15 protein-coding genes are annotated in these 18,321 nt (G+C 75.2%); 12 read left to right on the top strand and 3 right to left on the bottom strand.

What is annotated here, in order from left to right:
* Positions 1-48 precede the first annotated feature (48 nt).
* The 5 genes from ACRB68_RS21970 to ACRB68_RS21950 are packed head-to-tail and all read left to right on the top strand — an operon-like array spanning position 49 to position 4,547.
* On the top strand, positions 49-582 hold the full coding sequence (locus ACRB68_RS21970) for a D-sedoheptulose-7-phosphate isomerase (RefSeq protein ID WP_194293476.1): 534 nt from the start codon (positions 49-51) through the stop codon (positions 580-582).
* The gene (locus ACRB68_RS21965) at positions 579-1,985 is read left to right on the top strand and encodes a PfkB family carbohydrate kinase (RefSeq protein ID WP_328594570.1); all 1,407 of its coding nucleotides are present in this window, start codon (positions 579-581) and stop codon (positions 1,983-1,985) included. Before ACRB68_RS21970 ends, ACRB68_RS21965 begins: the two co-directional genes overlap by 4 nt.
* Positions 1,982-2,659 carry an SDR family oxidoreductase gene (locus tag ACRB68_RS21960; protein ID WP_153535494.1) on the top strand — a complete coding sequence of 226 codons (678 nt, stop codon included), beginning with the start codon at positions 1,982-1,984 and terminating at the stop codon, positions 2,657-2,659. The genes ACRB68_RS21965 and ACRB68_RS21960 overlap by 4 nt, the downstream gene beginning before the upstream one ends.
* Positions 2,650-3,600 carry a glycosyltransferase family 9 protein gene (locus ACRB68_RS21955; protein WP_328594569.1) on the top strand — a complete coding sequence of 317 codons (951 nt, stop codon included), beginning with the start codon at positions 2,650-2,652 and terminating at the stop codon, positions 3,598-3,600. The genes ACRB68_RS21960 and ACRB68_RS21955 overlap by 10 nt, the downstream gene beginning before the upstream one ends.
* The gene (locus ACRB68_RS21950) at positions 3,597-4,547 is read left to right on the top strand and encodes a UDP-glucuronic acid decarboxylase family protein (RefSeq protein WP_153535492.1); all 951 of its coding nucleotides are present in this window, start codon (positions 3,597-3,599) and stop codon (positions 4,545-4,547) included. Before ACRB68_RS21955 ends, ACRB68_RS21950 begins: the two co-directional genes overlap by 4 nt.
* On the opposite strand, the gene ACRB68_RS21945 is transcribed toward ACRB68_RS21950, so the two are convergent.
* Positions 4,548-6,056, bottom strand: coding sequence for a long-chain-fatty-acid--CoA ligase (locus ACRB68_RS21945; protein WP_153535490.1), 1,509 nt, complete (start codon positions 6,054-6,056; stop codon positions 4,548-4,550).
* Positions 6,057-6,125: 69 nt separating this feature from the next.
* Complete coding sequence (locus ACRB68_RS21940) at positions 6,126-6,296, bottom strand: hypothetical protein (protein WP_153535488.1); 171 nt, start codon at positions 6,294-6,296, stop codon at positions 6,126-6,128.
* Between the two features lie 76 nt (positions 6,297-6,372).
* On the opposite strand from ACRB68_RS21940, the gene ACRB68_RS21935 reads away from it, so the two are divergent.
* The 7 genes from ACRB68_RS21935 to ACRB68_RS21905 all read left to right on the top strand — a co-directional run bounded on the left by ACRB68_RS21935 (position 6,373) and on the right by ACRB68_RS21905 (position 12,684).
* Positions 6,373-7,110, top strand: a complete 738-nt coding sequence (locus ACRB68_RS21935; RefSeq protein ID WP_153535486.1) for a GntR family transcriptional regulator — start codon at positions 6,373-6,375, stop codon at positions 7,108-7,110.
* A gap of 102 nt (positions 7,111-7,212) precedes the next feature.
* Positions 7,213-8,331, top strand: coding sequence for a TIGR03364 family FAD-dependent oxidoreductase (locus tag ACRB68_RS21930; protein WP_153535484.1), 1,119 nt, complete (start codon positions 7,213-7,215; stop codon positions 8,329-8,331).
* 26 nt (positions 8,332-8,357) lie between these two features.
* The gene (locus ACRB68_RS21925) at positions 8,358-9,017 is read left to right on the top strand and encodes a phosphonatase-like hydrolase (RefSeq protein WP_153537548.1); all 660 of its coding nucleotides are present in this window, start codon (positions 8,358-8,360) and stop codon (positions 9,015-9,017) included.
* Entirely contained in the window at positions 9,017-10,048 is a 1,032-nt protein-coding gene (locus ACRB68_RS21920) for a 2-aminoethylphosphonate ABC transporter substrate-binding protein (protein ID WP_153535482.1), read from the top strand. Before ACRB68_RS21925 ends, ACRB68_RS21920 begins: the two co-directional genes overlap by 1 nt.
* Before the next feature lies 1 nt (position 10,049).
* Positions 10,050-11,132: an ABC transporter ATP-binding protein gene (locus tag ACRB68_RS21915; RefSeq protein ID WP_153535480.1), complete on the top strand. Its 1,083-nt coding sequence runs from the start codon at positions 10,050-10,052 to the stop codon at positions 11,130-11,132.
* Positions 11,129-11,887 carry a 2-aminoethylphosphonate ABC transporter permease subunit gene (locus ACRB68_RS21910; RefSeq protein WP_328594566.1) on the top strand — a complete coding sequence of 253 codons (759 nt, stop codon included), beginning with the start codon at positions 11,129-11,131 and terminating at the stop codon, positions 11,885-11,887. Before ACRB68_RS21915 ends, ACRB68_RS21910 begins: the two co-directional genes overlap by 4 nt.
* Positions 11,887-12,684: an ABC transporter permease gene (locus tag ACRB68_RS21905; RefSeq protein ID WP_153535478.1), complete on the top strand. Its 798-nt coding sequence runs from the start codon at positions 11,887-11,889 to the stop codon at positions 12,682-12,684. The genes ACRB68_RS21910 and ACRB68_RS21905 overlap by 1 nt, the downstream gene beginning before the upstream one ends.
* A gap of 24 nt (positions 12,685-12,708) precedes the next feature.
* On the opposite strand, the gene ACRB68_RS21900 is transcribed toward ACRB68_RS21905, so the two are convergent.
* Positions 12,709-18,171, bottom strand: a complete 5,463-nt coding sequence (locus tag ACRB68_RS21900; protein ID WP_328594565.1) for an ATP-binding protein — start codon at positions 18,169-18,171, stop codon at positions 12,709-12,711.
* Positions 18,172-18,321: the final 150 nt, after the last annotated feature.

The raw sequence follows: 18,321 nt of genomic DNA, 5'->3' as shown, positions 1-18,321 counted from the left end.
GGCAGGACGGCCGCGGCCGCCGAGGACGCGCGGCTGGAGGCGCTGGCGATGGCCGCGCTGCGGTTCCGGGTCTGGACGCCGACGCTGAACCGGTGGGGGCGGCGCCTGGCGCACGTGCTGGACGCCGGCGGCAGGCTGCTGGCCTGCGGCAACGGCGGCAGCGCCGCCGAGGCCCAGCACCTGACCGCCGAGCTGGTCGGCCGCTTCGAGGACGAGCGGCGGCCGTTCGCCGCCATCCCGCTGCACGGCGACACCTCCTCGTGCACCGCGATCGGCAACGACTACGGCGCCGAGCACGTCTTCGCCCGCCAGGTGCACGCGCACGGCCGCCCCGGCGACGTGCTGATCTGCCTGTCCACCAGCGGCCGCAGCCCGAACGTGGTCGCCGCCGCACGGCAGGCCCGCCGGCTCGGGCTGACCGCGTGGGCGATCACCGGGCCGGGCCCGAACCCGCTGGCGCGGGCGTGCGACGAGGCGGTCACCGTGGACGCCGGGCGCACCGCGACCGTCCAGGAGATCCACCTGGCGGCGGTGCACCTGTTGTGCGGGGTGATCGACCGGACGCTGCAGGAGCCACGGTGAGCGGCCCGCTGGTCGTCCTCGGCGACGTGCTGCTGGACGTCGACATCGTCGGCGCCGCCGGCCGGCTCTGCCCCGACGCGCCCGTCCCCGTCATCGAGCAGGCGGTGGAGCGGCCCCGGCCCGGCGGCGCGGGCCTGGCCGCGCTGCTCGCCGCCGCCGACGGCCGCGAGGTGACGCTGGTGACCGCGCTCGCCGACGACGACCCGGCGCACCGGCTGCGCGCGATGCTCGCCCCGCACCTGGAGGTCGTGGCGTTCCACCTGAACGGCGGCACGCCCCGCAAGATGCGCATCCGCTCGGGCAGCCAGTCCGTCGCGCGGCTGGACGTCGGCGAGGGCGAGGCCGTCGACGGGCCGGTCGGGCCCGCGGTCACCGAGGCCGTCCAGAACGCCGGCACGGTCCTGGTGTCGGACTACGGGCGCGGGGTGACCCGGCACCGCGTCATCCGCGACCTGCTGGCCGGCCTGGCCGGCGAGGTGCCGGTCGTCTGGGACCCGCACCCGCGCGGCGAGCCGCCGGTGCCCGGCACCCGGCTGGTCACCCCGAACGAGGGCGAGGCGCACCGGCTCGCCGCCGCCGAGGGCAGCCAGGAGTGGGAGGGCGCCGGCACCGGGCTGCCGGCCGCCGCGCACAGCGCGCGCTTCCTCGCCGCCGCCTGGGACGTGGAGGGCGTCGCGGTCACGCTCGGCGCGAACGGCGCCCTGCTGTCGGGCCGCACCGGCGTGCCCTACCTGGTCCCGGCCGAACCGGTCACCGGCGACGCCTGCGGCGCGGGCGACAGCTTCGCCACCCGCGCCGCGCAGGTCCTGGCGGACGGCGGGCGGCTCACCGAGGCCGTCAGCGCCGCCGTCCGGCACGCCACCGAGTTCGTCGGCGCGGGCGGCGCGTCCGCGCTCGCCACCCGGCTCGCCCGCGGCGACTCGCCGCCGGCGCCGTCGGAGCGGACCGCCGACGCCTTCGAGGTGGCCGAGCGGGTCCGCCGCGGCGGCGGCACGGTCGTGGCGACCGGCGGTTGCTTCGACCTGCTGCACGCCGGGCACGTCCGGCTGCTGGAGCAGGCCCGGCGGCTCGGCGACTGCCTGGTCGTCTGCGTCAACTCCGACGCCTCGGTGCGGCGCCGCAAGGGCCCCACCCGGCCGGTGTCGACCGTCGCCGACCGGGTCCGGGTGCTGGAGGCGCTCAGCGACGTCGACGCCGCGCTGGTGTTCGACGAGGACACCCCGGGGCCGCTGCTGGAGCGGCTGCGCCCCGACGTGTGGGTCAAGGGCGCCGACTACGCCGGCGCCCCGCTGCCCGAGGCCGGCACCGTGCGCGCCTACGGCGGCGAGGTCGTCCTGCTGCCGCTCCTGGAAGGGCGCTCCACCACGCGCCTGCTGTCCTCTGCGAAGGGAATCGGAACATGAAGGTCCTGATCACCGGTGGCGCCTCCGGGCTCGGCGCGGCCATCGTCCAGCGGATCGCCGCCGACGGCGGGCAGCCGCTGGTCATCGACCGGCGGCCCGCCGCGGCCGGCGTCCCGCAGGTCGAGGCCGACCTGGCCGACCGGGCCCGCACCGGCGAGGCGGTGCGCGAGCTGGCACGGCAGGCCGGCGGGCTGGACGCGATCGTCACCGCCGCCGGCATCGACGCCTGCGGCAAGCTCACCGACGTGCCGCCCGAGGAGTGGGAGCGCGTCGTCGAGGTCAACCTGCTCGGCACCGTGCGGGTCGTCCGGGCCGCGCTGCCCTACCTGGAGGAGGCGCCGAACGGGCGGATCGTCACCTGCGCCTCCACCCTCGGGCTGCGCGCGCTCAGCGACGCCAGCGCCTACTGCGCGTCCAAGTTCGGCGTGGTCGGCCTCACCCGCTCGCTGGCGATCGAGCTGGCCGGGCGGGTCGGCGTCACGCTGCTGGTGCCCGGCGGCATGGACACCCCGTTCTTCGACGGCCGCACCGAGCAGTACAAGCCGGGCCCCGACGCCAAGCTGAACCGGCCCGAGGACGTCGCGGCGGCCGTGGCGTTCGCGCTCGCCCAGCCGCCCGGCTGCGAGGTGCGCGAGCTGGTGGTGACCCCGTCGCTGGAGACCTCGTGGCCGTGACGGCGCGGGTCCTGGCGCTGCGGGCGCTCGGCCTCGGCGACCTGCTGACCGCGGTGCCCGCCCTGCGGGCGCTGCGGCGCGGGCTGCCCAGCCGGACGCTGACGCTCGCCGCGCCGCCGGAGCTGACGCCGCTGGCGCTGCTGACCGGCGCGGTGGACGAGGTCCTGCCCGCCGCCGGGCTGGTGGCGCCGCCGCCGCCGGCCGGGCCGGTGGAGCTGGCCGTCAACCTGCACGGGTGCGGCCCGCAGAGCCACCGGCTGCTGCAGGAACTGCGCCCGGGACGGCTGCTGGCGTTCGCCCATCCCGACGTCCCCGAGGTCGAGGGACCCGCGTGGGACGAGGGCGAGCACGAGGTCCGGCGCTGGTGCCGCCTGCTCGCCTGGTACGGGATCGCCGCCGACCCCGCCGACCTGGACCTGCCCCGGCCGCCGTGCCCGTCGCCGGCGCCCGGCGCCGTCGTGGTGCATCCGGGCGCGGCGTTCCCGGCCCGCCGCTGGCCGGCCGAGCGGTTCGCCGCCGTCGCCGCCGCGCTGCGCGCCGACGGCCACCGGGTGGTGGTGACCGGCGGGCCCGGCGAGACCGCGCTCGCCCGCGAGGTCGTCGTCCTGGCCGGGCTGGAGGACGAGGCGGACCTGTCGGGCCGCACCGGCCTGCTGGAGCTGGCCGCGCTCGTCGCGGACGCCCGCCTGGTGGTCTGCGGCGACACCGGCACCGGCCACCTGGCCACCGCCTACCGCACCCCGTCGGTGCTGCTGTTCGGCCCGACCCCGCCCGGCCGGTGGGGACCCCCGCCGGACCGGCCCCGGCACCAGGTGCTGTGGGCCGGCCGGTCCGGCGACCCGCACGGCCGCGCCCCCGACCCCGGCCTGCTGGAGATCTCCGTCACCGCGGTCAAGGAGAGGGCGCGGCGGACGGTCGGTATGGAAGGAGCGACACGATGACGTCTCGACGCGCCGTGGTGACCGGCGGCGCCGGTTTCCTCGGCTCCCACCTGTGCGAGGCCCTGCTGGACCGGGGGACCGCCGTGGTGTGCCTGGACAACCTGCTGACCGGCAGCACCGCCAACATCGCCCACCTGCGCGACCGGCCCGGGTTCGAGTTCGCGCACATGGACGTCACCGAGCAGGTCGGGGTGCGCGGCCCGGTGACGCAGGTGTTCCACTTCGCCTCGGCGGCCTCGCCCGCCGACTACCTGCGGTACCCGATCCAGACGCTGGACGTCGGCAGCCTCGGCACCCGGCACGCGCTGGAACTGGCCGTGCGCAAGGGCGCCCGGTTCGTGCTCGCCTCCACCTCGGAGGTGTACGGGGACCCGCTGGAGCACCCGCAGACCGAGTCCTACTGGGGCAACGTCAACCCGGTCGGCCCGCGCAGCGTGTACGACGAGGCCAAGCGCTTCGGCGAGGCGCTCACCTCGGCGTTCCGGCACGCGCTCGGTCTCGACGCCGCCATCGTGCGGATCTTCAACACCTACGGGCCGCGGATGCGCCCCGACGACGGCCGCGCCATCCCCACCTTCCTGCAGCAGGCGCTCACCGGCGAGGCGCTCACGGTGACCGGCGACGGCGCGCAGACCCGGTCCATCTGCTACGTGGACGACACGGTGCGGGGCGTCCTGGAGCTGGCCGAGTCGCGGCACCCGGGCCCGATGAACATCGGCAGCCCGTTCGAGACGTCGATGCTCGAGCTGGCCCGGTACATCATCGAGCTGACCGGGTCGTCCTCGCCGATCCGGTTCATCGAGCGGCCCGTGGACGACCCGGCGGTGCGCCGGCCCGACACCGCGCTGGCGCGCGAGGTGCTCGGCTGGCGGCCCAAGGTGTCAGTGGAGGAGGGGCTGCGCGCCACGATCGAGTGGTTCACCCGGGAACTGGGCGCGCCCGTCTGATCACGCGCGCAGCTCCTTCTTGAGGATCTTGCCGGTGGGCCCGACGGGCAGGGCGTCCAGGAAGCGGACCTCGCGCGGGCACTTGTAGGAGGCCAGCCGCTCCCGGCAGAAGGCGGTCACCTCCTCGGCGGTGGCCGCCGCGCCGGGGCGCAGCGCGACGCAGGCGACGACCTCCTCGCCGAGCCGCTCGTCGGGCCGGCCGATGACGGCCGCCTCGGCGACGGCGGGGTGGGTGTACAGGACCTCCTCGACCTCGCGCGGATAGACGTTGTAGCCGCCGCGCACGATGAGGTCCTTCTTGCGGTCGACGACGAACAGATAGCCGTCCTCGTCGGCGTAGGCCAGGTCGCCGGTGTGGAACCAGCCGTCGCGCAGCGCCTCGGCGGTGGCCTGCGGGCGGTTCCAGTAGCCCTTCATGACGTTGTGGCCGCGCACGACGATCTCGCCGACGTGCTCGGGGCCGGGCGGCAGGGGCCGGCCGTCCTCGTCCACGACCAGGGTCTCGACGCCCCACACCGGCCGGCCGATCGAGGCGATCCGGCGCTGCTCGGCGCTGACGTTGAAGGTCGCGGTGCTGGCGGTCTCCGACAGCCCGTACCCCTCCAGGATGACCACGCCGGGGAACTTGTCCTCGAACGCCCGCAGCACCTCGCCGGGGATCGCGGCGCCGCCCGAGACGCCCACCCGCAGGGCGGACAGGTCGCGGCCGGCGGTGTCGGCCCGCAGCATCGCGAAGTACATGGTCGGCACGCCCGTGAAGACCGTGCAGCGGTGCCGCTCCAGCGCGTCCAGCACCGGCCCGATCTCGAACCGCGGGACGAGCGAGATCGTGCCGCCGAAGCGCACGGCGACATTGAGGACGCTCGACAGGCCGAACACGTGGAACAGCGGCAGCACCGCCAGGCCGACGTCGTCGGGGCGGAAGCCGAACAGCTCGCCGGCGACGGTGCAGTTCATGTAGAGCTGGAAGTGGGTCAGCTCCGCGCCCTTGGGGCGGCCGGTGGTGCCGCTGGTGTAGAGCAGGACCGCGGTGTCGTCGGCGTTGGCCGGCGCGATCGTCTCGTCGTCGGCGCCGTAGAGCTCGTCGAAGGACAGCGTCCCGGCGGGGCGGGCGTCGCTGCCGGGCGTGTTCACCACGTAGGTCTTCACCTCGGCGGCGGCCTTGACCGCCTCCTCGGCGAACGTCTCGAAGGTGACGAGCAGCCGCGCGCCGGAGTCGGTGAGGTGGTAGGCGATCTCGGGCGCGCGCAGCAGCGGGTTCAGCGGGACCATGATCAGCCCGGCCTTGAGGATGCCGAAGTAGGCGAACAGGAACTGCGGGATGTTCGGCAGCTGGACGGCCACCCGGTCGCCGGGCCGCAGGCCGAGGCCGCGCAGCCCGGCGGCGATCCGGCCGGACAGCTCGTCGACCTGCCGGTAGTCCAGGCTCAGCTCGCCGAGGTGGCAGAGCGGCTTGTCCGGATGGGCCCGTCGCGATTCGCGCAGGATCGTCGCGAGATTGAAGCTCATGTGCGCTCGCCTTTCTTCATACCGACCGCCCGGTATGTTCGCGCAACCTAGCCCCCGCGCCCGCGGCTGTCAACGGTCCTTGGCGGCGCCCGGCGGCCCGGTCGGGCAGTGGCTGCACGACTCGCTCACCGACCTGTTCAGGCACATGAAGGCCCGTTCCGAGGCGCTGATCGTCCGGGCCGGCTCGGGTGCTGCGAGCTCGGCCCGCAGATGGCCGCGCCGTTCCTGTCGGGCATCCATCCGCGCGCCACCTGACGGACGGCCGCGCCTGTTATGGTCCGCGTCCGAAGACGGCGGCCGTGGCGGAGGGACGGGGATGGACGGGGCGGTACGGGCCGGGGTGCCCGAGCACGGGCGGCTGCCCAAGCACTACGTGGTGAAGGTGCGGCTGGCGGAGCTGTGCGACGAGCTGGGGGAGGGCGCGCCGCTGCCGCCCGAGCGGGAGCTGGCCGCGCGCTTCGAGGTGTCGCGGGTGACGCTGCAGAAGGCGGTCCGCGAGCTGGTGATCGACGGGCGGCTGCAGACCCGGCGCGGCAGCGGCACGTTCGTCGCCGGGCCCAAGCTGGTGCAGCCGCTCGCGCTCACCAGCTACACCGAGGGCATCCGCAGCCAGGGCTTGGAGCCGGGGCGCCGGCTGGTCGGCCTGGCCGAGCAGCCCGCCGGGACCGAGCTGGCGGAGCGGCTGCGGATCGCCGAGGGCGACCCGGTCATCCACCTGGAGCGGGTGCTGCTCGCCGACGGGGAGCCGGTCGGGCTGGAGAGCACCTACCTGCCCGCGGCGCGGCATCCGCGCCTGCTGGAGGTGCTCGACCCCGAGCAGTCCCTGTACGCGTGCCTGAAGGACCGGCTCGGCGTGGTGTTCGCGCGCGCCGAGGAGGTGATCGAGACGGTGCTGGCCACGCCCCGCGAGGCACTGCTGATCGGGGTGAACCCGGCGGTGCCGATGCTGCTGCTGCACCGGGTGTCCTACGGCCCGGCGGGCGAGCCGCTGGAGCGGGTGCGGGTGATGTACCGGGGCGACCGGTTCAGCTTCTCCGCCGAGCTGCGGGGTTGATAACGGAAAGATAACAGGACTAGCCCAATTTTAGGGGCTCGTTCACCACCGGGCCATCGACGCGCCACCGGTGGCACGCCCGCACGCAGCACCGTTGCCGTCATGCGAATCGTCATCGTCGGGGGCGGCGTGCTCGGCACCATGCACGCCGCCGAGGCCGTCCGGCGCGGTCATCAGGTCGTCCATCTCGAACGCGAGGCCGAGGCCCGGGGCGCGTCGGTGCGCAACTTCGGGCTGGTGTGGGTCGGCGGCCGGGCCGACGGCCCCGAGCTGGCCACGGCGCTGCGCGCGCGCGAGCTGTGGGAGCGCGTCGGCGCCGAGGTCCCGGGCGTCGGGTTCCGCGCGAACGGGTCGCTGACCGTCGCGCGCACCGAGGCCGAACTGGTGGTGGCGCGTGCTGCCGCGACCCGCCCCGACGCCGCCGAACGCGGCCTGAAGCTGCTCGACCCCACCGAAGCGCGCGCGCTCAACCCCGCCCTGCGCGGCGGTTTCCTCGGCGCGCTGTGGTGCGAGCGCGACGCCGCCGTAGAGCCGCGCGTCACCCTGCCCGCGCTGCGGGCGCACCTGGCGGAGAGCGGCCGCTACACCTGGCTGCCGGGCCGCGAGGTCCGCGAGGTGAACGGGGCGTCGGCGCGCGACGACCACGGCACCGTGCACGAGGGCGACCTCGTGCTGCTCTGCACCGGCGCGCACCTGTCGGGCCTGGTCCGCGAGCTCGCCCCCGACCTGCCCGTGCGGCGCGTGCGGCTGCAGATGATGCAGACCGCGCCGCTGGAAGAAGCCCTGACCACCTCGGTCGCCGACGGCGACAGCTTCCGCTACTACCCCGCCTACCGCGGCGAGGCCCTGGACGCCCTGGCCGAGCGGCAGCCGCAGCAGCCGGTCGCCGCCGAGCACGCCATGCAGCTGCTCATGGTGCAGCGCCTGGACGGCGGCCTCACCATCGGCGACACCCACGCCTACGACGAGCCGTACCCCTTCGACGTCCAGGAAGACCCCTACGACCACCTGCGCGCGGTCGCCGAGGAGATCCTCGGCCGCCCGCTGCCGCCGGTGCGCCGCCGCTGGGCCGGCGTGTACGCGCAGTGCGCCGACCCCGCGAAGGTCGTGCACCGGGCCCGCCTGGACGGCGCGGCCCACCTCGTCACCGGACCGGGCGGGCGCGGCATGACCTGCTCGCCCGCCATCGCCGAAGAGACCATGAAGGAGCTGGGCCTGTGACCGCGATCGAGCTGGTCGTCCTGGACATGGCCGGGACCACCGTCCTGGACGGCGGACTGGTGGAGGCGGCGTTCGCCGAGGCGGTCGCCGAACTGGGCGTGGCGGCGGGCGGCGCCGAGCACGCCCGCATGCTGGACCACGTCCGCGCCACCATGGGCGAGTCCAAGATCTCGGTGTTCCGCACCCTGACCGGCGGCGACGAGGACGCGGCGCAGCGCGCGAACGCCGCGTTCGAGCGCGCCTACGCCGAGCTGATCGGCGACGGCCGCTGCGCACCGGTCCCGGGCGCCGCCGAGACCATCGCGGCGCTGCGCGACGCCGGCCTGAAGGTCGCGCTGACCACCGGCTTCGCCCGCCCCACCCAGGACGCGATCCTGCACGCGCTCGGCTGGGCCGGGATCGCCGACCTCACCCTCTGCCCGGCCGACGCCGGCCGCGGCCGCCCCTACCCCGACCTCGTCCTCACCGCCCTGCTGCGCCTCGGCGCGACCGACGTGCGCAACGTCGCCGTCGCCGGCGACACCGCCTTCGACATGCTCGCCGCGCGCCGCGCCGGCGCGTCCGTCGCCGCCGGCGTGCTCACCGGGGCGCACGACCGCGCCGCCCTCACCGAGGCGGGCGCCACCCACGTGCTCGCCTCCGTCGCCGACCTCCCCTCGCTCGTCCTCCCCGGAAAGGTGATCTGATGCGCCGCATCGCCACGGCCGCCGCCCTGGCCGCCCTCGTCCTGCCCGTCGCCGCCTGCGGCGCGGGCACCTCCGCGGCCGGCGCGTCCGGCAAGACCGTCACCGTCTACAGCGTGGACGGCCTCGGCGACTGGTACACCAAGCGGTTCGCCGAGTTCCAGAAGCAGACCGGCATCAAGGTCCAGTACGTCGAGTCCGGCTCCGGCGAGGTGCTGACGCGGGCGCAGAAGGAGAAGGCGCGCCCGCAGGCCGACGTCCTGGTCACGCTGCCGCCGTTCATCCAGAAGGCCGAGAAGGAAGGGCTGCTGGAGCCCTACACGCCCGCCGGCGCCGACAAGGTCACCGACAAGGACGCGGGCGGCTCCTACACCGCCCTCGCCGGCAACTACCTGAGCTTCATCTACAACCCCGAGCACGCCAAGCCCGCCCCGGTCACCTTCGACGACCTGCTCGCCCCGCGCTTCAAGAAGAAGCTGCAGTACTCCACGCCCGGCCAGGCCGGCGACGGCACCGCCGTGCTGATCCAGCTCCAGCACGTCCTCGGCAAGGACAAGGCCCTGGACTACCTCAAGCGGCTGGAGGCCAACAACGTCGGGCCGTCCTCCTCCACCGGCAAGCTCCAGCCCAAGGTCACCAAGGGCGAGCTGCACGTGGCCAACGGCGACGTGCAGATGAACCTCACCAGCATCAAGAACGACGGCGCCGGGTTCCAGATCTTCTTCCCCGCCGACGCCTCCGGCAAGAAGTCCACGTTCGCGCTGCCCTACTTCATGGGCCTGGCCAAGAACGCCCCGCACTCGGCCCCGGCCAAGAAGCTGATGGACTTCCTGCTCACCCCCGAGGCCCAGAAGACGCTCGCGCCCGAGACCTACGGGCTGCCGGCGCGCTCGGACGTCACCGCCGACGACGCCAACTCCCGCCAGATCGCCGACCTGATGAAGGGCGTGCAGATCTGGACGCCCGACTGGGACAAGGTCGTCGCCGACCTGGACGGCGACGTCGCCGCCTACACCAAGGCCATCGGGGGCTGACATGACGTCCACCCTCACCCCCGTCCCCGCCACCGCGGTCGAGGCGCCCGCGATCGGCTGGGACGGGGTGTCGGTGCGGTACGGCGACGCCCATGCGCTGCGCGACCTCACCCTCGACGTCGCGCGCGGCGAGACCGTCGCGCTGCTCGGGCCGTCCGGCTCGGGCAAGTCGACGGCGCTGAAGGCGGTCGCCGGGTTCGTCCGGCCCACCTCGGGCCGGGTGCTGCTCGGCGGCCGCGACGTCACCGGCGAGCCGCCCCACCGGCGCGGCGTCGGCGTGGTCGTGCAGTCGTACGCGCTGTTCCCGCACATGAAGGTCGAGGACAACGTCGCGTTCGGCCTGCGCGCGCGGCGCCTGCCGCGCGCCGAGGTCGCCGCGCGCGTCACCGAGATGCTCGCCATGGTCGGCATGACCGCGCACCGCGGCAAGCTCCCCCGGGAGCTGTCGGGCGGGCAGCAGCAGCGGATCGCCATCGCCCGCGCCCTGGCGATCCGCCCGCCCGTCCTGCTGCTGGACGAGCCGCTGTCGGCCCTGGACGCGCGGCTCCGCCAGGACATGCTGGACGAGCTGCGCCGCCTGCGCGGCGAGCTGCCCGACACCGCCATCGTGTACGTGACGCACGACCAGACCGAGGCGCTCGTCCTCGCCGACCGCATCGCGATCATGCGGGACGCGCGGCTGGTCGACGTCGGCCCGGCCGATGAGCTCTACCACCGGCCGCCGAGCGCGTTCACCGCCGAGTTCCTCGGCGGCGCCAACCTCATCCCCGCCGAGGCCGTCGCGGGCGGCGCCCGCGTCGGCGACCGCACCGTCCCCGCCGCGCACTCGGCCGTCGCCTCGGGGCCCGCGCTGCTCTGCGTGCGGCCGCACGCCCTCACCGTCGAGGTGCCCGGCCCCGACGGGCTGCCCGGCCGGGTGACCGCCGTGCAGTGGCGGGGGAGCGGGTACCGGCTGGAGGTCGCCCTGGACTGCGGCGCCACGGTCAGCGCGGACCTGCCCGCGCTGACCGGCGTCCCCGCCGCCGGCGAGCCCGCCGCGGTGCGGGTCGGCGCGGCCTGCGTGGTCGCCCGGGAGGAGCCGTGACCCGCCGCGCCCTGTGGACGCTGCCGCCGCTGCTGCTCGTCGCGGGCTTCTTCGTCTACCCGCTGACGCTGACCGCCCTGCAGTCCGGCGGCGCCTGGACCCGCGTCGCGACCTCGCCCGAGTTCGGCCGCACCGTGCTGCGGACCCTGGAGATCGCCGTCTGCGCCACGATCGGCTGCCTGCTGCTCGGGACGTTCTTCGCGCTCGTGCTCACCTACGCGCCGTTCCCCGGCGCGCGCGCCGTCGCCCGCCTGATCGACACCGTGCTGGCGTTCCCCTCCTACCTGATCGCCCTCGCCTTCACCGTGCTGTACGGCTCGGCGGGCGTGGTCGACGGGCTCGGCATCGCCACCCTGGACTTCATCTACACCCCCGCCGGGCTGGTCTTCGCCGAGATCACCTTCTACACCCCGTTCGTCATGCGCCCGCTGCTCGCCGCGTTCGGCCAGGTCCCGCCGGCCCAGCTGGAGGTGGCGGCCAGCCTCGGCGCCCGCCCCTGGCGCGTCGTCCGGCAGGTGCTGCTGCCCGAGGCGCTGCCCGCCCTGGCCGCCGGCGGCGGCCTCACGCTCCTGCTCACCCTGAACGAGTTCGGGCTGGTGCTGTTCATCGGCGCCAAGGACGTGACGACGCTGCCGATGCTCGTCTACACCAAGGGCCTGGTGACCTTCGACCAGGCCGGCGCGGCCGTCGCCGCCGTCGCCCAGGTGGCGCTCTCCCTGACCGTCTACTCGCTCTACCGCCGGGTGGCCCGCTGATGCTGATCTGGACCCGCCGCGGCCGCGCCGCCCTCCGGACGGCCTTCGCCGCGCTGTTCGCCCTCGTGATCCTCGCCCCGCTGGCCGTGGTGGTGCTGGCCGCGTTCGCCCGCTCCTGGAACGGCGTGCTGCCCGGCGCCTACACCACCGGCCACCTGCGGGAGTCCCTGACCGACGACCGGCTGGCCGCCCTGCTGGTCAGCCTGCAGACGGCCCTGGCCGCGGGACTGCTCGCGGTGCTCGTCGGCACCTGGGGCGCCCTCGCCGTCGCCTCGGCGCCGCGCCTGCTGGCCCGCGTCGCCGACACGCTGCTGCACCTGCCCATCGCCGTCTCCTCGGTGGTCGTCGGGCTGAGCATGCTGGTCGCCTTCAACAAGCCGCCGCTGCTGCTGGGCGGCACCCGCTGGATCGTCATCGCCGCGCACACCGTCCTGGTGACGGCGTTCGCCTACAGCACCGTGTCGGCCGCCCTGAAACGCCTCGACCCCGCCTACGCGCAGGTCGCCGGCAGCCTGGGCGCGGCGCCGCCCCGCGTCCTGTTCCGCATCGTCCTGCCCCTGCTGATGCCCGCCATGAGCGCCGCCGCGGCCCTGTCCATCGCGCTGTCCCTGGGCGAGGTCGGCGCGACGATCATGGTCTACCCGCCCGACTGGCGGACCCTGCCGGTCGGCGTCTTCACCCTCACCGACCGCGGCCGCGTCTTCCCGGCGGCGGCCCTGACCCTCACCCTGCTGGCGACCGCCCTGGTCACCCTGACCGGCCTCGGCCGCCTCGGCCGCCGGCCGGGCGCCCGCTGAGCGGGGCCCGGCCGGCGGCCCGCCTCACTCCGCCGCCACGCCGGTCCCGATCGCCTCGATGATCCGGGGCCGCAGCTCCGCCGCGCCGATGACCGCGTCCACGGACCCGACCTCGACGGCGCGGCGGATGTCGTGCACCCGGTCGAACTCCGCGGCCACCTCGCCGAGCTTCTCGGCCCGCACCGACGAGCGCAGCTCCTCCAGCTCGGCGGTCAGCGTGGCGCGGGCCGCGCCGGTGACCGCCGAGACGCGGGCCTCCAGGTCCCGCACCCGCGGGTCCGCGGCGGTGCGCGCGTCGACGTCGCGGGCGAACACCGCGGCGGCGGCGGGGGCGCCGCCGAGCACCGAGGCGAACGACCCCTCCAGCGCGAACACGGTCATGTTCGGGTTCAGCGCCTTGGAGAACACCACGAACGCGCCGCCGTGGTACCGCGAGATCACGCAGAACACGATCCGCCCGCGGAAGTTCACGATCGCGCGGCCGATCTCGGCGCCGTACTCCAGCTGGAGCCTGCGCATGGACTCCGGCGACCCGTCGAAGCCCGACAGGTTCGCCAGCACCACCAGCGGGCGGTTGCCGCTGGCCGCGTTGATCGCCCGCGCCGCCTTCTTGGACGAGCGCGGGAACAGCGTGCCCGCGGTGTAGGCGTCCGGGCCGTCGGTGGGCGGGAAGCCGCGCCGCGGCACCGCCCGCGACTCGATGCCGAGCAGGCACACCGGCATGCCGCCGATGTGGACGTCCTGGACGACCGCGGTGTCGGCGTCGGCCATGCCCGCCCAGCGCTCCAGCACCGGGTGGTCCTGGTCCGACAGCGCCCGCATCACGGTGCGGATGTCGAACGGCTTCTTGCGGTCGGGGTTGGCGGCGGCGGAGAAGATCTCGCCGACGGTGGTGAACTCGCTGTCCTCCACCACGTGCGGGAAATCCGACACGTCCCGGTCGGCCGGGTCGGTCGTCGGCGCCCGGCGCGGCGCCTGCTCCCCGGGCGCGACGTAGGTGTGGTCGTAGTGCGACATGAGGATGTCGCGGGCGGCGGCCAGGTTCGGCGCCCAGTACTGCGCCTGCCCGTTCGGGCCCATCACCCGGTCGTAGCCGCCGATGCCGAAGTTGTCCTCGGCCGACACGCCGCCGGAGAAGTCCAGGGCCTGCTTGCCGGTGAGCACCATCGCCGAGTCCGGCGTCATCACCAGGACGCCCTTGGTGTGCATGAGCATCGTGGCCTCGGCGTTCCAGTACGGCTGCGCGCCGACGTTGATGCCCGCGACCACGATGTTGATCTCGCCGCCGTCCTGGGTGAACTCCACGATCCGCTTCAGCGCCGCGGCCACCCAGTCCATGTTCTCGGTGCCCGACTCCATGGAGATCCGGGCGCCGGCCGACAGCGCGTACCACTCCAGCGGCACCCGCATCCGCTCGGCCAGGTCCAGGGCGGCGATCACCCGGCGGCACTCGGGCTCCGACAGCGCGCCGAGCGCCTTGGTCGGGTCGCCGAGCAGCACCACCCGGGTGACGCCCTCGGGGTGCCGCGCGGTCGGCGTGGTGACCACGCCCGCGACGATCGCCGCGCTGTTGCGCCCCTTCGGCCGCTCCACCGGCACCAGGGCGTGGTCCCCGTCCAGGTCGTGCTCGGTGAAGTCGCCGAGCATCTCCGTCAGCTCGTAGGGGTAGACGGTGTTGCGGGCGCTGGCGCGCAGCACCTTCTGCCGGTAGCCGTCGACGGGCTCGATCGGGTCGTCCGACGGCTCGCCGATGGTCATCCGGACCCCGCCGGCGGAGTCGAAGGCGACCCGCAGCGCGATCTTGGTCAGCGCGCCGGTGCCGGGGTCGCGCTGGCGCCCGATGAGCAGGATCTCCTCCAGCCCGGCGCCCGCGGTCGTCGGCAGCACCCGCCCGACGATCATCTCCAGCTCGGCGCGGGACAGGTCGATCGGCGGCCAGACGTACAGCACGATCCGGTTGGTGTTGTACCGGTTGCGCGACGGCCGCCGGGCCTGCGCGCGGCGGATCGAGTCCAGGCAGGTGGCGATGGAGTACTCGGCCATCGGCAGCGTGGCGAGCCGGCCCTCGTCGTCGCGTAGCCCGGTCAGGTCCCGGACCTGCGCGAACGCGACGAGGCGGTCGTCGGCGGGGTTCTCGCGCGCCACGCACTGGAAGAGGTAGACCTCCTCGTCGGCCGACGGCAGCCGGGTGAGGTCGAACCGGCCCAGCCGCTCCAGCTGCATCCGCTGCGCGATGTGGGGGTGCAGGCCGCGGATCAGCCGCTCCTCGGCCATCCCGGCGGCGGACGGGCGGAACGTGAAGTGGTGGTGCATCACCGCGCCGGCGCTGCCGGCGACGGTGGCGGTGAGCCGGCGGACCTGCTCGGGGAGCCGGTGCGCGCCGATCACCTCGTGCAGCGCGGCCGCCATCGCGTCGAAGTCCTCGGGCTGGTTCTCCCAGGCCAGGTAGATGTCGGCGTCGACCGGCCCGCCGCCCGCCGCGAGCCCGGCGAGCCCGCGCAGCGCGCCGTCCAGCGACTCGAAGCGCACCGCGGCCGAGACCAGGGACGAGCCGGCCCGCTCGGCGACCACGAACCGGCAGTCCGCGCCGGGCGCGTCCACGGTGCGGACGCCGGTCAGCCCCTTGTTGCCGTAGTAGCGCCGGGTCAGCACCTCCAGCATGACCGAGTTGTCGCGGTCGTGGCGGACCAGCCGCTGCCCGAGCAGCCGCACCAGCGGCTCGGTGCTGCGCACCATCTCGGCGATGCGCCCGGCGCGGTCGGGCGCGTCGGGGTGCGCGTCCAGGTGCCGCAGGTGCCGCCGGACGCCGGCGTAGACGCGGGCGCGGTTGCGGCGCAGCAGCGGCTGGGCGAACCAGGCGAACACCACGCCGCAGGCCAGGTCGTAGACCACCGGGAAGCGGACCTGCGCCGCCGCCACCAGCCGCTCCAGGGCGAGGCCGGCGGGCACCCGCAGCGCCTCGTCCGGCGGCGGCTCCTGCAGCCACGCGCGCAGCAGCGCCGTGACGACCGCGGCGTCCTTGGACGCGCGCTGCCGGGCCAGGAAGATCCGGAACACCGCGGCCTCGAGCTCGGGCGAGCGCTCCAGGTCGGTGACGCCGTAGTGCCCGAGCACCTTGGCGAGCTTGGCCCGGAACTCCTCCGGCAGGCCGGCCCGCTCGACGTCCAGGCTCTGCAGGTAGGTGTGGAAGTGCTCGCGGGCGCTGTGCACGTGCCCGCCGTCGGCGCCCTCGGCGCCGGTGTCGCGGCTCAGCTCGGCCAGGTCGGCGAACACGTCGACGAGCGCGAGCTCGTCGGCGGCCGGCCGGTGGCCCTCCGCGGCGGCGGCCGCGCGCGCGGCCAGGTAGTCGTCGAGCGCGCGGCGCTCGTCGTGCGGGTCGGTGTCGAAGCCGAGCAGCAGGCTGCGCAGCTCCTCCAGGCCGCGCGCGGCGCGCTCGCGCGCCGGGACCCGCGCGGGCGCGGCGGGCAGGTCCAGCTCGACGGCCCCGGCGGCGGCGTCCTCGTCCCCGGCGCCGTCGCCGAGCGGCTCCAGCCGCAGCAGCGGCGCGCCGGCCTCGACCTGGCCGCCCACCGAGACGACGCACTCCTTCAGCCGCGCCCGGAACGGCGCGCGCAGCACCGTCTCCATCTTCATGCTCTCCAGCACCAGCACCGGCGCGCCCGCCTCGACCTCGGCGCCGGCCTCCACCGGCGTCGCGACCACCAGCGCGGGCGCGGGCGCGCGGACGACACCGCCCTCGTCGAGGCTGACGCGGTGCGTCACGCCGTCCACCTCGACCAGGTGGACCGGCCCGTGCGTGCCGGTGACCAGGCGGTACCGGGCGCCGTTGACCACGATCTGCCCGGTGTGCCGGTCGAAGCGCTCCAGCTCGACGGCGGCGGTGCGGGTCTCGCCGCCCGCCTCGATGCCGACGCGGAACCGCTGGGCGCCGACCCGCGCGACGCGCACCCGGTAGGTGGCGCCGCGCAGCTTCAGGTCCAGCGGCCGGCCGCTGTCGTGCCGCAGCTGGGGGCGCCCGCCGGACGCCGTCGACAGCAGCCGCCGCCGCTCGGCGGCCTCGGCCGCCTCGTAGGCCTCGATGGCGGCGGCGGCGAGCGCGACGGCCGAGTGCCGGTGCGAGACCAGGCCGCCCTCGGCGCGGACGCGGTCGATCCAGCCGGTGTCGGCGCTGCCGTCGATCACCTCGGGCCGGTCCAGCAGGTCGAGCACGAAGCTCTTGTTGGTCGCGCCGCCCTCGATGATCACCGTGGTCTGCGCCATCGCCCGGCGCAGCCGGCCGAGCGCCTCGGCGCGGTCGCGGCCGTAGGCGATGATCTTGGCGATCATCGAGTCGAAGTCGGCGGGGATGGTGTCGCCCTCGGCGACGCCGGTGTCCACCCGCACGCCCGGCCCGGCGGGCAGGTCCAGCCGCGCGATGCGGCCGGGGGAGGGCGCGAAGTCGCGGTCGGGGTCCTCGGCGTTCAGCCGGGCCTCCACCGCGTGGCCGCGCTCCACCGGCGGGGACCCCTCGAGCCGGCCGCCGGAGGCGACGTGCAGCTGCGCCTTGACCAGGTCGAACCCGGTGGTGGACTCGGTGATCGGGTGCTCGACCTGCAGCCGGGTGTTGACCTCCAGGAACGCCAGCAGGTCGTCGCCGGGGTGGTAGAGGAACTCCACCGTCGCCGCGCCGCGGTAGCCGACGGCGACGGCCAGCCGCTCGGCGGAGGCCTTCAGCTCGGCGACCCGCGCGGGCGGCAGCACCGGCGACGCCGACTCCTCGATGATCTTCTGGTTGCGGCGCTGCACCGAGCAGTCGCGCACGCCGAGCGCCCACGCGGTCTCCCCGTCGGCGATCACCTGGACCTCGACGTGCCGGGCGCCGGTGACCAGGCGCTCCAGGAAGACCGTGCCGTTGCCGAACGCCCGCGCGGCCTCCTGGCCGGTGCGCTCGTAGGCGTCGTCGAGCTCGTCCTGGCTGGTCACCACCCGGATGCCGCGCCCGCCGCCGCCCGCGGTCGCCTTCAGCATCAGCGGGTAGCCGATCTGCGCGGCCGCCGCCCGGGCGGCCTCCAGCGTCTCGACCGCGCCGCGGCTCCACGGCGCGACCGGCACGCCGACCTCCTCGGCGATCAGCTTGGCGCCGATCTTGTCGCCGAGCCGGCGCATCGCGTCCGCGCCCGGCCCGACGAAGGTGACGCCGGTCCTCTCGCACAGCTCGGCGAACGCCGGGTCCTCGGCGACGAAGCCCCAGCCGACCCAGGCCGCGTCGGCCCCGGTCTCGGTCAGGGCGCGCTCCAGCACCGCCAGGTCGAGGTAGGGGCGCGCGGACGCGGGGCCGAGGTCGTAGGACAGGTCCGCCTCGCGCACGAACGCCGCGGTCCGGTCGACGTCGGTGTACAGGGCGACGGTCTCGATCCGTGCCCCGGTCTCCGCGGCGATGTCCCGTACGGCGTGGATGAGCCGCATGGCGGCCTCACCACGATTGACGATGGCGACACGAGTGAACACCCGACCGAACCCTTCTGCAGATCTCGATGTGCGCGCCGGGAGGACGCTCCCCGACCCTGCCCACCCTTCCGGTTATCGGCGGGTAGCTCCATGCCGACCATCGAGCACGCTGCACGCCCTGAGTTGTAGGAAACCTGCAAATCCCGGCCG

This window comes from Actinomadura macrotermitis (genome assembly GCF_009604375.1).
Taxonomy (GTDB): Bacteria; Actinomycetota; Actinomycetes; order Streptosporangiales; family Streptosporangiaceae; genus Spirillospora; species Spirillospora macrotermitis.
Note: the sequence above shows the minus strand (reverse complement) of the source record. Positions and strands in the feature narration are given on the sequence as shown.